This window comes from Jatrophihabitans endophyticus (assembly GCF_900129455.1).
Taxonomy (GTDB): Bacteria; Actinomycetota; Actinomycetes; order Mycobacteriales; family Jatrophihabitantaceae; genus Jatrophihabitans; species Jatrophihabitans endophyticus.
Genome location: NZ_FQVU01000002.1, coordinates 27387 through 40068, shown reverse-complemented (window position 1 = coordinate 40068; position 12682 = coordinate 27387). Strand labels below are relative to the sequence as shown.

Genomic DNA, 12682 nt, shown 5'->3' with positions numbered 1-12682 from the left:
GGTCTCAGTCCACCGTCACGTAGTCGGGGCCGTCATAGCTGCCGGTGGCGAGCTTGTGTCGCTGCAGCAGCAGGTCGTTGAGCAGGCTGGACGCGCCGAAGCGGAACAGCCGCGGGTCGAGCCATTCGTCGCCGGCGACCTCGTTGACCATCACGAGGTAGCGCACCGCCTCCTTGGCGGTGCGGATGCCGCCGGCCAGCTTGACGCCGCGCCGCTCGCCGGTGGCGGCGAAGTAGTCGCGCACCGCCTCGAGCATGACCAGCGCCACCGGCGGCCGGGCGGCCGGGTTGATCTTGCCCGTCGAGGTCTTGACGAAGTCGCCGCCGGCGAGCAGGGCGAGCCACGACGCGCGGCGGACGTTGTCCAGCGTCGCCAGCTCGCCGGTCTCGAGGATCACCTTCAGGTGCGCGGCCCCGCACTCGCGCTTGGTCGCGACGATCTCGTCGTAGACCTGGCGGTACCGGCCGGCGAGGAAGGCGCCGCGGTCGATCACCATGTCGATCTCGGTCGCACCGGCGGCCACGGCGTCGCGGACGTCGTGCAGCTTGGTCGCGAGCGCGGCGCGCCCGGACGGGAAGGCGGTGGCCACCGAGGCGATCTCGACGCGGGTGCCGCGCAGCGCCGTGACCGCGGTCTCGACGAGGTCGGGGTAGACGCAGACGGCGGCGACCGGCGGGGCGGACGGGTCGGTGGGGTCGGGGCGCGCGGCCTTGGCGCACAGCGAACGCACCTTGCCGGGTGTGTCGGCGCCCTCGAGCGTGGTGAGGTCGACCATCCCGATCGCCGCGTCGACGGCCCACGCCTTGGCGGTGGTCTTGATGCTGCGGGTGGCGAGCGACGCGGCGCGGGCGTCGGCGCCCACCTGGTCCACCCCGGGCAGGCCGTGCAGGAACCGGCGCAGCGTCGCGTCGTCACGGGCGACGTCGCTCGTCGCCGTGTCGGTGAGGGCAGTCACCCGGCCATCCTAGGAGCCGAGACGGCCCGGAACACACGACGGCCGGTGACGCAGTGCGCCACCGGCCGTCGGTCGAACGACTCGATTACCCCACGGTGTAGCTGTAGTCGAGCGTGCGCAGGGTGTCACCCGTCGTGTTGAACGTCGGGTAGGCGAACGACGGCGGCGTGTACACGTACAGCTGGCCGCTGACCTTCGTCCCCTTCGTGGCCGTCGGCTTGATCGTGACGGTGATGGTGGCCGACGCGCCCGGCGCGATGGTCACCGGCGCCCCGGTGCTGGCCGTGGAGTCGGTCGCCACGTTCCAGAAGTCGCCGGTCGACGAGGTCACCGTCCGGTCGAAGTCCTGGGTCCGCGCGGTCAGCTGCACGTGGGCGTCGCCGCTGGGTGCGCCGTCCTCGTCCACCGCACCGATCTCGTTGAGGTCGGTGTACCAGATGCCGCTCGACACCGTCGCGTTCGCACCCTCGTCCACGGTGGCCGTGGAGATGGTGCTGCCGGCCTTCGCCGCCGGCAGGTCACCGACGACGTCGATGCCCTGCGAGCCGGAGAGCAGGTCGACGATCGCCGGCACGTCCGACGTCGAGACCGCGGTGAGGCCGTGCGTGCCCGGCGGCACGATGAACGTCGGCGAGTTGTGACTCGGCAGTTGGACGTTCTGCGTGCCGAACGGCGAGGTGAGCTGCATGGCCCCGACCGACTTGGTGCGGGGATCGACCTGCACGTTGATCGGCGCCTTGCCGGTGTTGCGCACCGTGACCTTCGCGGTGGTCGCCTTGCCGGCCGGCAGCACCGTCTTCGTCGACGTGGGCAACCCGGTGGCGCTCACGTTGTTGGCGTCGAAGGCGATCGTGCCGGAGAAGGGCTGGCTGATGGCCGTGCCCGGGACCGGGTTCACGACCAGGATCACCAGCCGCCAACGCCCGGCGACGGGGTTGGCCGAGGTGAGCTGCATGCTCAGCCCGCGTCCTGCGATGTTGCCGTCGGCTCCGGTGTAGACGTTGCTGCCGATCGACTGCGTCTCGTCGTTGGGGTCGACGAGGACGCCCTCGAGCTCGTAGTTCGGATCGCTGCGCAGCGTGACGCCGACGCTCACGTCCTTGCGTCCCGAGGGCACGTCGAAGGCGTAGGTGAGGCTCTGCGCCGCCGACCCGGCTCGGGCGTTGCCGCCGGTGATGGTCCCGTTGAACGAGCCCTTGCCGCTCGACGTCGGGATCACCGCCCGCAGGATCACCGGGATCGCGGTCCGGTGGCCGTTCGAGGTGGCGACGGTCAGCGCGTAGGCGGTGTCACCGTTGTTCGGGGTGGTGAAGGTCGCCTCCACGTTGCGGTACTGGCCCGCGGCGAGCGTCATGCTCGGCGTGGCCACCTTGGCGACGTCGATCGCGCTCTGGTGGTAGAGCCGGAGGTTGACGTCACCGGTGTACCCGGACGCCGAGCCGGCCGTGTAGATGACCGCGGTCCAGTTGCCCGCCGTCGGCCGCCGCACGTCGAGGTTGGCGTAGTTGGCCGAGACGGCACCGCCCTGGGGGCGGCTGTTGGCCACGTACGTGCCCGACGGGTCGAACAGCGAGATCCGCACGACCGGCGTCACCGTGGCCGAGCCGACCTGCTTCGGTGCGCCCTGCCAGATCATCTTGGCCGCGAGCCGGTCCTCACCGGACGGCACCGTGAACGGCACCTTCTTGTACACCCACGACGTGCCGTTGGTCGGGTACGGGAAGGTCTGCGGCGAGCTCGCGTCGATGCTCGTGTTGATGGTCGCGACCGAGTCGGTCCGGTAACGACGGCTGCCCGTCGCCACCGTCAACGGCTCGGCGCCGACGTTGCGGACGGCCACCTTGACGGTGTGCGTGCTGCCCGGCGCGCCGGAGACCGAGATGAGGTGCGGATTGGTGACGATCTGCGACTGCACGCCCGCCGGGGCGGCGGTGGTGGCGCCGTTGTAGGTCAGCGCGGCCTCGACCGCGGAGCGGGCGTCGAGCAGGCCGGAGCCCTGCTCGTCGGTCGGCAGGCCCAGGTCGGTCGCGGTGCCCTTGAGCAGCTGCTTGACCAGGGCCGGCGACGGGGAGTTGCCGGAGTGCGTGGAGCGGTAGGCCGAGATGACCAGGGCCGCGGCGCCCGCCGTCAACGGGGCGGACTGGCTGGTGCCGCCGAAGAGCTGGATGTCCGACGAACCGCCGCGATAGTTGGCGCACTCGGCCGATCCGGCGTCACACACGGCCCAACCGGACTCGCCGGGTGCGGTCAGGTCCACCGTCCCGCCGCTCTGGGTGACACCGCCCGAGGACAGCGACGAGACCTCGTCGTTGACCCACTGGCCGTTGCCGAAGGTGCGCGCACCGGCGTACCCGGTCTGCTGGTAGCCACGGGAGTTGGTGTTGGCCGCGACCGAGATGACGTTCGGGTCGGTGGCGGGGTTGCCGATCGTGCCGGTCGTGCCGGCGTCGCCGGAGGACACGACCACGGTCGCGCCCGCCGCGATGGCGGCGTCGTTGAAGCTCTGGATGGCGCTGCGGGCCGACGCGTCGGGCACCACGTTGCCGCCGAAGGACTCGTTGATGACGTCGACGTGGTCGTTGCTCACCGCGTAGTCGATGGCCTGGATGATCGACGTGGTGTAGAAGTCGATCTTGAGGGCCACGATGCTGGCGCCCGGAGCCATGCCCAGGACGCGGATGTTGCAGCCGCTCGGCAGCGGGTAGGCCGGGTTGACGAAGGTCGACAGGTCGTGCGACACGAGGCCCTGGGCCGCGATGGCCGAGGCGTCGCCGTAGGCCTCCGCGCCGCCCTCCTCGGGGGCGGGGCCGTCGGCCGAGAACGCCTTGTAGTCGGTGATGACGTGGTCGCCGTTGGCGCGGATGAAGTCCGGGTTGTCGGGGTTGATCCCGTCGGCGATGTAGGCGACCTTCACCCCGGAGCCGGTGGTGAGCTGCTGGGCGGTCTTGGCGTCGGCGTCGTCCGAGGCGGTGTGGGTGTCCTCGAGCGCCTCGGGCTCGAGCAGCGGCTTCGACGGGTCGGTCGGGCAGACGGCGCTCGAGTTCGGCTCGCCGATCGCCTTGGCGCTGCGCTTCGCGCCGGCCGGTTCCTCCTGCTTGCGCGGGATGAACGCCACCTTGGTGTTCGGGATGACCGCCGAGACCGCCGGGTCGGACTTGAGCTCCGACACCTGCGACGGGTTGACCGTCATCGACACCACGTTCGCCGCGGTGTAGTGGACGACCTTCGCGGCCTTGTGGGAGGTGACCCGGTTGGCGCGGTCGACGACCGCGTTCTGGGCCGAGCGGGCCGCGGCGCGGCGGGCGGCGACGTGCGCGCGGGTGGCGGGCTTGCCGCGGAGCTGGTCACGCAGCACGACGATGACCGACTGCGGCTTGCCGCTCGTGGCCGGAGCGGCCGACGAGGACGACGCGATCGCGAGCTGTGCGCTGCACAGCGCCGCGACCGTGGCCGCGGCGGTACCGGCCGCGACCAGGGGAATACGTAGGGACGACAACGGGCCTCCACGAAGGGGAATCTGGCTCTACCAGATGCAGAGCGCGGCTGACTATGACCTCGCTGTGTAATGCGCGTCAAGCGGGCTGCGGAAATCGGTGGCGCGCCGTGACCTTCGGCTGCGGTTCGGCGCCTCGGGTGGCACCGCCCGGCCGGCACCGGATCGCTAGGGTCTGCTCGTGAGTTCTCTGCAGACGACCGTGGTCGACCATCCGATCGTCCAGGCGCGCCTCACCGTCATGCGCGACGAGACCAGCAGCAACGCCGAGTTCCGTGCCGCGCTGCGCGAGATCGCGTCGCTGCTGGTCTACGAGGCCACCCGTGAGCTCGAGCGCGCCGACGTCCCGATCTCGACCCCGGTCGCGCCGACCACCGGCACCGCCATCGCGAATCCGCCGTTGCTCGTGCCGGTGCTCCGGGCCGGGCTCGGGATGGCCGAGGCGGCCTTCAACCTGCTGCCGGAGTCGCAGATGGGCTTCGTCGGCCTCGCCCGCGACGAGGAGACGCACGAGCCCACGCCCTACATGGCCTCGCTGCCCGAGTCGCTCGCCGGTCGGCCGGTGCTCGTCCTGGACCCCATGCTGGCGACGGGCGGATCGCTGCTGCACTGCCTGCACCTGCTCGCGAGCCGGGGCGCGACCGACCTCACCGTGATCTGCGCGCTGGTGGCGCCGGAGGGGCACGCCGCGCTGGGCGGGTCGGGACTGCCCATCCGGCTGTTCACGGCCAGCATCGACGAGCGGCTGAACGAGAACGCCTACATCGTCCCGGGCCTCGGGGACGCGGGCGACCGGCAGTTCGGGCCGCGCTGACCCGGCCGAGGCGGTCGCCGCTCAGCAGTGGGAGTAGCGGTAGGCGCGGTTGCCGCGCGGCACGACGTCGCGGTCGCGCAGGATGATCGACATGGTGCCGGCGCGCGCCGTGCACGCGCGGGTGTAGGCCGAGCGTGGCGTGTCGGTGTACTCGACCTCCAGGACGCGTGCGCCGTAGGAGCGGGTGTAGCCGCCGCACTCGCGGTACACCTCGCACTCCTCGGCGATCGCGAAGTCGAAGCCGATCGAGCGCGCCCGCTTCGACACCTCGACGGTGTTCTTCTGCGCGATGGCCAGGCCGCGGGCGTGGGCCCGCTTCACCAGCGCCCGGGCGTAGGCGAGGTTGTCGGCCTTCGTGATGGCCCCGGACACGCCCCGGCGGGTCCACGAGTCGAGGTTGTCCGGCTCCACGGCGTCGAACCCCTTGCGGGCGCAGCCGTCGAACCAGGCGCCGACCACCCGGACGAGCGCCGCACGCTTCGCGGCCGTCGAGGTGTCTAGGACGTACTCGCCGGGCCAGTCGGGGTCGGTGACGTAGCGGCCGTGCACCCGCAGCAGCAGGGAGCGGTGCTTGCTCGTCCAGAACCGCTTCTCCTCGGGCTGGGTCTGAAAGGCGTTGACGTAGCAGATGTTGTAGCGCTTCGCGGCGGGCTTCGCCGAGCGGTCGCGATCGACGATGCGCACCGCGGCCGCGGGCCGGTAGGCCCCGCCGATCTGGTAGTCGAAGACACCGGCCTTCGGCGGCTGCGCGACCTTCGGCGCGGCCGCGGCGACGCCCCCACCCGACGTGCAGGCGGCGAGCAGCATCGTCAACGCCACCACTCGTGCGGCCAGTCGTGCCACCGTCGTCATCCGGTCACTCCTCGCTCGGCGCGTCGGCGATCCGTGTCGGTGCCGCGACGACGTCATCATCGCAACATCGGCAGCGGCCGGCGTCACATGAGCCCCGGCAACCCCGCACGACCCCCGCGCGTCCTACCCATGTGACAACCTTGGTCCCCGTGACTGCCGAGGAGGGTCTGCGCGCCGTGCCGGCCGCCTCCGCGGGCGCGTCGCCCGCCCCGTCCGGGCCGGACGTCGACGCGCTGTACCAGGCGCACTGGCGGTACCTGGTGCGCCTCGCGACCCTCATGGTGGACGACGTCGCGAGTGCCGAGGACGTCGTGCAGGACGCCTTCGTCGCCCTGCACCGGCGCTCGGCGTCGCTGCGTGACCCGGACGCCGCGCTCGGCTACCTGCGGACCTCGGTCGTGAACCTGTCCCGCTCGGTGCTGCGGCGGCGTCAGACCGCCCGCAAGCACCTCAAGGTGGCCGAGCCCGAGGCGACGGCGGGAGCGGACCACGACGTCCTGCTCCGCGACGAGCACCGGGCCGCGCTCGAGGCCGTACGCCGGTTGCCACGCCACCAGCGGGAGGTCCTGATCCTGCGGTACTGGTCCGGCCTGTCCGAGCGCGAGATCGCCGACACCCTCGGCATCTCGGCCGGCGCGGTCAAGTCCGCGGCCAGCCGGGGCATGGCGACGCTGCACACGACCCTGCGCACGACGCTGGGCGGTGGCTCGTGACCGACGACGACCTCGGGCGCTTCCTCGCCGACGCCTTCGACGCGCGGGCCCGCGCCGGTGTCGGCGACCACGCGGTGCCGCCGCCACCCCGGTACGCCGGCGCCGACGACGCGCCGACCGGAGCCCGTCCCGCCGCGGCCGCACCGCACCGCCCCGGCCGCGCCCGGTGGTGGGCCCCGCTCGCCGCCGCGGCCGCCGTGGTCGCGATCGTGGCCGGCGCCCTCGCCGTCACCCGCGGCGACGAAGACCGCCGCGGATCGGTCGAGGCGGCGCGGCCGTCGGTGTCCGCGGCCCGCTCGTCGACGCCGCCGGCGGGGGCGACGTTCGTGCGGGTCACCACCGCCAACAGCGACGGCGCGGTCTACGGGGTGGGCATGCCCGTGATCGCGTACTTCTCCCAGCGGATCACCGACGCCCGCGCCTTCCAGCAGGGCACCACCGTCACCGCCAACGGCCGCCCGCTCGACACGGCGTGGTACTTCCAGCGCTCGGCCGCCGGGCACGGCCCGATCGAGGCGCAGCTGCGGCCCAAGGACTACTGGCCGGCGCACGCGAAGATCCACGTCACCTTCCCGGCCCGGGGCACGGCCCTCGGCGGGCGGCTGGCGACCGACGGCCGGCTGAGCACGCTGGACTTCTCGACCGCCGCGCGCACCATCACGACCGTCGACAACACGACGCACCGGGTCACCGTCGTGTCCGACGGCACGAGGTACGGCAGCTTCCCCACGTCCCTGGGCTCGACGGCGACGCCGACGATGCGTGGCATCAAGGTCATCATGGAGAAGGGTCGGCAGATCCCGATGAAGGGGCCGGGCTACTACACGGCTCGCGTGCAGGACACGCAGCGGTTGACCTTCGGCGGCGAGTACCTGCACTCCGCGCCGTGGAACGTCGACAACATCGAGGCCGGCGTGAACTCCTCCAACGGCTGCACCAACCTGCTGCCGCGCGACGCCCGCAAGCTCTACGGCGAGCTGCGGGTCGGCGACGTCGTGACGTTCCCGAACGCGACCGGCCCCAGGATGCAGATGGGTCAGGGGTACGGGCTGTGGAACGTGGCGTGGAACGAGTACCGCACCGGCGGCCTCGTCCCGACCCGGTGACCGGGCCGGTGCCGGACGCCGCGGTGGGGCGTCAGGCGCCGACGAGCGCCGCGACCTCGTCGCGCAGCCGGGCGAGCGCGTCCGCCGCCGCGCCCGCGTCGCCACCGGGCTCCACGACCTCGAGGTAGGCCTTGAGCTTGGGCTCGGTCCCGGACGGTCGGACGACGACCCGGCCACCGTCGACGCGCCACCGCAGCCCGTCCGTCGCGGGCAGCAGGTCCTCGACGGTCACCGGTCGGCCGAGCAGCGTCGCCGGCGGGGACGTGCGCAGCCGCGTCATGGTGTCGGCGATCAGCGAGAGCTCGGCGACGCGGAGCGACACCTGGTCGGTGGCGTAGCGGCCGTGCTCGGCGGCGATCTCGTCCAGCCGGGCGAGCAGGGACGACCCTTGGGCCGCGAGCGTCGCGGCGAGCTCGGCGAGCCGGAGCGCCGCGCTGACGCCGTCCTTGTCGCGTACCAGCTCCGGCGCCACCGCGTACCCGAGCGCCTCCTCGTAGCCGAAGACGAGGTCGGGCGCGGCGCGCGAGATCCACTTGAAGCCGGTCAGCGTCTCGGCGTAGTCGACGCCGTGGGCGGCGGCGAGGACGCCGAGCAGCGAGGACGACACGATGGTCGTGGCGTAGGTGCCCCGCATACCGGCACGCATCATCGCGTCACCCAGCAGCACGCCGACCTCGTCGCCGCGCAGCATCCGCCAGTCGCCACCGGGCACCGGCACCGCCGCGGCGCAGCGGTCGGCGTCGGGGTCGTTGGCGATGACGAGGTCGGCACCGCTCCGGCGGGCGAGGGCGAGCGCGAGGTCCAGCGCGCCCGGCTCCTCGGGATTGGGGAAGGCGACGGTCGGGAAGTCGGGGTCCGGGCGCTGCTGCTCCGGGACCGGGGTGACGTCGGCGAACCCGGCCCGGGCCAGCACCGCCAGCACGGTCTCGGTGCCCACGCCGTGCATCGCGGTGTGCACGATCCGCAGGGCGCGGGGTCCGTCGCCGGCGACGAGCCCGGCCACCGCGTCGACGTACTCGTCGACGATGCCGTCGGCCAGCACGGTCACGTCGTCGGCGAGCGCGATGTCCCGCACCGCGCCGGTCGCCTCGATCGCCGCCTCGATCTCGCGGTCGGCGGGCGGGACGATCTGCGCGCCGTCGTCGGCGTAGACCTTGTAGCCGTTGTCCTGCGGCGGGTTGTGCGACGCGGTCACCATGACGCCGGCCGCGGCGCCGAGCCGGCGCACGGCGAACGCGAGCACCGGCGTCGGCAGCACCCGCGGCAGCAGTCGGGCCTCGAAGCCGGCGGCGGCGAGGATCGCGGCGGAGTCGCGCGCGAAGTCGGCCGAGCCGTGCCGGGCGTCGTAGCCCACCACGACCGGACGGCCGGCATGGCCGTGCTCGGTCAGCCAGGCCGCGAGACCGGCCGCCGCGCGGCGCACGACCGCGCGGTTCATCCCGTTCGGCCCGGCGCGCAGCGGGCCGCGCAGGCCGGCGGTGCCGAAGGTCAGGGTGGCGCCGAAGCGCTCGGCCAGCTCGACGTCGTCCCCGGCGTCGAGCAGCGCCTGCAGTTCGCCGGCGTCCCGATCGGAGACCTCGTCGGCGATCCAGGCGCGGACATCGTCGTGCAGGGTCACCGGTCGCTCCCGATCTCGTCGATGCCGTACCCGGCCGAGGTGAACTCCCCGCCGACCAGCGCGTCGGTCGGCCGCGGCTCGACGTCGGTCAGCCGCGCCGCGAACCGCTCCGCGTCGTCGCGGGGCTCGTAGCCCAGGGCCCGACCGGCCGCGTGGTCCCAGGTGTTGCGTGCGTTGGCCGACACACCCCAGACGATCGCGAAACCCAGGTCGGGGCTGCGCAGGCAGGCGTCGACGAGCCGGGCGCCGTCGTCGGGCGACAGCCAGGTGGCGAGGGCGCGTGCGTCGTGCGGGGCGGGTGCGAACGTGCCGATGCGCAGGCACGCCACCCGCATCGCGTACCGGTCGTGGTAGTAGCGCCCGAGCGCCTCGCCGAAGGCCTTGGTGACGCCGTAGAGGGTGTCCGGACGCGGCGCGGTGTCGGCCGCCGGGCCGGGCGTGTTGGGCGTGAACCCCGCGGCGTGGTTGGACGACGCGAACACCAGCCGCGGCACGCGGTGGCGGCGAGCGGCCTCGAAGACCTCGTACAGGCCGTCGACGTTCGCGGCCCGCAACTGCGGCCACGGCGCCTCGGTCGGGACGCCCGCGAGGTGGACGATCGCGGTGACGTCACCGTCGGCCAGGGCGCCGTCGAGGTCGCCGGCCGAGCCGATGTCACCCGCGACACCGCCCGGCACCGCCTCGCGGTCGAAGCCGCGAACCTCCCAGCCGAAGGACGGCAGGCGCTCGCGCAGCGCCGTCCCGATGCGACCGGCGGCGCCGGTCAGCAGCACCGTCATACGCGGGGGACGACCCGGCGCAGCAGTTCGCCCATGCGGGTCGCGGCGGCCTTGCCGACGGCGAGGACCTCGTCGTGGTCGAGCGGGTCGCCCAACCCGGCGGCCAGGTTGGTGACGAGGGAGATGCCGAGCACCTCGCAGCCCTCGGCGTGTGCCGCGACGGCCTCCAGCACCGTCGACATGCCGACCAGATCGGCACCGAGCACGCCCGCCATGCGGACCTCGGCCGGCGTCTCGTACTGCGGGCCGGGGAACTGCGCGTACACGCCCTCGGCGATGTCCGGGTCGACCTCGCGGACCAGGGCGCGCAGCCGGGCCGCGTAGACGTCGGAGAGGTCGACGAAGCGGGCCCCGACGAGCGGGGTCCGGCCGGTGAGGTTGAGGTGGTCGGCGAGCAGGACCGGGTCGCCGACGGACAGCCCCGGCCGCAGCCCGCCGCAGGCGTTGGTCAGGACGACGACGCGGCACCCGGCGGCGGCCGCCGTGCGCACGCCGTGCACGACCGGCTCGACGCCGCGGCCCTCGTAGAGGTGGGTGCGGCCGAGGAAGGCGAGGACGCGCTTGCCCCCGACCGACAGCGAGCGCACCCGGCCGGCGTGACCCTCGACGGCGGGGGGCAGGAAGCCGGGCAGCTCGGTGACCGGGAACTCGACGACGTCGGAACCGGGGTCGGGCAGCACGTCGATCGCGGGCACCCAGCCCGAGCCGAGGACGATCGCGAGGTCGTGGCTCGCGACGCCCGTGCGCTCGGCGAGGGCGGCGGCCGCGGCGCCGGCCGCCTCGGCCGGGCTACCAGGGGTGGGGGCGGCGCTGGGGGACGCTGCGGGGGGCGCTCCGGTCACGCCCGCCGACCCTACTCGGATCGTGCCGCGCACTCCGCACGCGCGGCGTGCCGCCGAGTGGCCCCGGCCGGCGGGCGTGACGGCCCTCCCGTCAGCCGCCCGTCCGGGTGTCGCGGACGGGCGCGCCGCCGACGGAGCCGGTACCCCCACCGGGCTGTCCGTCGGCGGCGTCGCGGCGCTGGCACGGCATGCACAGCGCCGCCTGCGGCAGGATCTCGAGTCGCTCGAGGCCGAGCGCGGTGCCGCACTCGGTGCAGCGGCCGTAGGTGCCTCGCACCATGCGGCGCAGTGCGGCCTCGATGTCGCCCAGCGCGGCGTGCGCGCCGGTCGCGAGCGACGCCGAGATCTCGTCGTCGGCGCTGCCGAGCGGTCCGGGCGTGCCGGGGCGCCGCAACGCGGCGAGCTGTTCGAGCCGGAAGCCCCGCTGCTCGTCGAGCATCATGCGCAGCTGGGCGAGCTCGGTCGCGGTCAGCGTGCGCGGCCCGGTCGACTCGGACGTCCACGTCGTCGGTGTCCACATCGTCCCCGTCGCCATGCATCGATCCTGCGCGGCCCGTCTTCGAACCCGCGGTGAGAGACCTGTGCGTCGTATCGGTAGCCGACGTCGGGGGTGGCTCAGCCGGCGGAGCGGATCTCCAGCTCGGCCCACACCGTCTTGCCGTCGCCGGCCAGCCGGACACCCCACGACGCGCACATCGCGCTGACGAGTGCCAGCCCGCGGCCGTTGACGTCGTGGATGCCGGCGTCGCGCGGCTCGGGCCAGCCGGTGCCCTCGTCGCCGACCCGCAACACGATCCGGCCACGTTCGGCGGTCACGCCCACCGTGACGGTGGGACTGCCGGCGCGCACGGCGTTGGTGACGAGCTCGCTCACCACCAGCTCCAGGTCGTCGCGCAGTGTGGGGTCGAGCCCACCGGGCAGCAGCTCGACCACCGTGGCCATGACGTACGCGCGTGCGCCGGCCGGTGCGGCCGTGTCCCCGAGGAATTCCCGTCCGGTCGGCACGCCCACCTGGTCGACCCCGCCCTTCGTACGCGCACGGGCCCTCGTCCGCGGCGTCGCGGACCCCTGCTCCGCGGCCGACTGTGCCACAGTGGATCGGTGAGTTCACTGTCCCTCAGCGCGCGTCGCGAGAACGGCACCGCCGTCCTCAGCCTGGACGGCGAGCTCGACCTGGCCACGGTGCCGGCGCTGCGCGACACCGCGCTCGCCGAGCTCGGCGAGCCCGGGACGGCGACGCTCGTCCTCGATCTCGCGCGGCTGACCTTCCTCGACTCCACCGGCATCGGGTGCTGGATCGAGTTGCGCAATCACGCCGAGGGAGCCGGCAAGGAGCTCGCGTTGCGGGCGGTGCCGGCCGCGGCGCGGCGCACCGTGACGATCGCCGGCCTGGCGCCGGTGTTCGGCATCGACGCGTCCTGACGCCGCCACCAGCACGGTCGGGCCGCCCCGGACCGGTGCGTCGCGCACCGCGAGAGATCGACCACCTCCCGCCTCCTCGGGGCGCTTC

General features: G+C 73.6%; 12 protein-coding genes. 4 read left to right on the top strand and 8 right to left on the bottom strand.

Features of this window, described 5'->3' with window-relative positions; all coding sequences use genetic code 11:
• Positions 1-4: 4 nt before the first annotated feature.
• Together deoC and BUE29_RS05405 are read right to left on the bottom strand one after the other, a co-directional pair.
• Positions 5-955: a deoxyribose-phosphate aldolase gene (gene deoC / locus BUE29_RS05410; RefSeq protein WP_073387280.1), complete on the bottom strand. Its 951-nt coding sequence runs from the start codon at positions 953-955 to the stop codon at positions 5-7.
• An 85-nt stretch (positions 956-1040) separates the two neighbouring features.
• Positions 1041-4451, bottom strand: a complete 3411-nt coding sequence (locus tag BUE29_RS05405) for a S8/S53 family peptidase (protein WP_073387277.1) — start codon at positions 4449-4451, stop codon at positions 1041-1043.
• Between the two features lie 187 nt (positions 4452-4638).
• Between BUE29_RS05405 and upp the strand changes: the two genes are divergently transcribed.
• Positions 4639-5262: a uracil phosphoribosyltransferase gene (gene upp, locus BUE29_RS05400; protein ID WP_073389352.1), complete on the top strand. Its 624-nt coding sequence runs from the start codon at positions 4639-4641 to the stop codon at positions 5260-5262.
• A 21-nt stretch (positions 5263-5283) separates the two neighbouring features.
• Here the strand turns inward: upp and BUE29_RS05395 are convergent, their stop codons facing one another.
• Complete coding sequence (locus BUE29_RS05395; protein WP_073387274.1) at positions 5284-6114, bottom strand: endo alpha-1,4 polygalactosaminidase; 831 nt, start codon at positions 6112-6114, stop codon at positions 5284-5286.
• A gap of 149 nt (positions 6115-6263) precedes the next feature.
• Between BUE29_RS05395 and BUE29_RS05390 the strand changes: the two genes are divergently transcribed.
• The gene (locus tag BUE29_RS05390; RefSeq protein ID WP_200800074.1) at positions 6264-6827 is read left to right on the top strand and encodes a SigE family RNA polymerase sigma factor; all 564 of its coding nucleotides are present in this window, start codon (positions 6264-6266) and stop codon (positions 6825-6827) included.
• Entirely contained in the window at positions 6824-7933 is a 1110-nt protein-coding gene (locus BUE29_RS05385) for a L,D-transpeptidase (RefSeq protein WP_073387271.1), read from the top strand. The genes BUE29_RS05390 and BUE29_RS05385 overlap by 4 nt, the downstream gene beginning before the upstream one ends.
• Positions 7934-7964: 31 nt before the next feature.
• Here BUE29_RS05385 and BUE29_RS05380 read toward each other — a convergent pair whose 3' ends face one another.
• The 5 genes from BUE29_RS05380 to BUE29_RS05360 all read right to left on the bottom strand — a co-directional run bounded on the left by BUE29_RS05380 (position 7965) and on the right by BUE29_RS05360 (position 12183).
• A complete protein-coding gene (locus BUE29_RS05380; RefSeq protein ID WP_073387268.1) occupies positions 7965-9551 on the bottom strand; it encodes a phospho-sugar mutase in 1587 nt (528 codons plus the stop codon).
• Positions 9548-10330 carry an NAD-dependent epimerase/dehydratase family protein gene (locus tag BUE29_RS05375; protein ID WP_073387265.1) on the bottom strand — a complete coding sequence of 261 codons (783 nt, stop codon included), beginning with the start codon at positions 10328-10330 and terminating at the stop codon, positions 9548-9550. Before BUE29_RS05375 ends, BUE29_RS05380 begins: the two co-directional genes overlap by 4 nt.
• Complete coding sequence (locus BUE29_RS05370; RefSeq protein ID WP_073387262.1) at positions 10327-11172, bottom strand: purine-nucleoside phosphorylase; 846 nt, start codon at positions 11170-11172, stop codon at positions 10327-10329. The genes BUE29_RS05375 and BUE29_RS05370 overlap by 4 nt, the downstream gene beginning before the upstream one ends.
• Positions 11173-11263: 91 nt before the next feature.
• Positions 11264-11707 (bottom strand): TraR/DksA family transcriptional regulator, encoded by a 444-nt coding sequence (locus tag BUE29_RS05365; RefSeq protein WP_073387259.1) that lies wholly within the window; start codon positions 11705-11707, stop codon positions 11264-11266.
• A gap of 80 nt (positions 11708-11787) precedes the next feature.
• On the bottom strand, positions 11788-12183 hold the full coding sequence (locus BUE29_RS05360; RefSeq protein ID WP_084180759.1) for an ATP-binding protein: 396 nt from the start codon (positions 12181-12183) through the stop codon (positions 11788-11790).
• Positions 12184-12273: 90 nt separating this feature from the next.
• Here BUE29_RS05360 and BUE29_RS05355 point away from each other — a divergent pair, with 90 nt between their 5' ends.
• Positions 12274-12594 carry an STAS domain-containing protein gene (locus BUE29_RS05355; RefSeq protein ID WP_073387256.1) on the top strand — a complete coding sequence of 107 codons (321 nt, stop codon included), beginning with the start codon at positions 12274-12276 and terminating at the stop codon, positions 12592-12594.
• Positions 12595-12682: the final 88 nt, after the last annotated feature.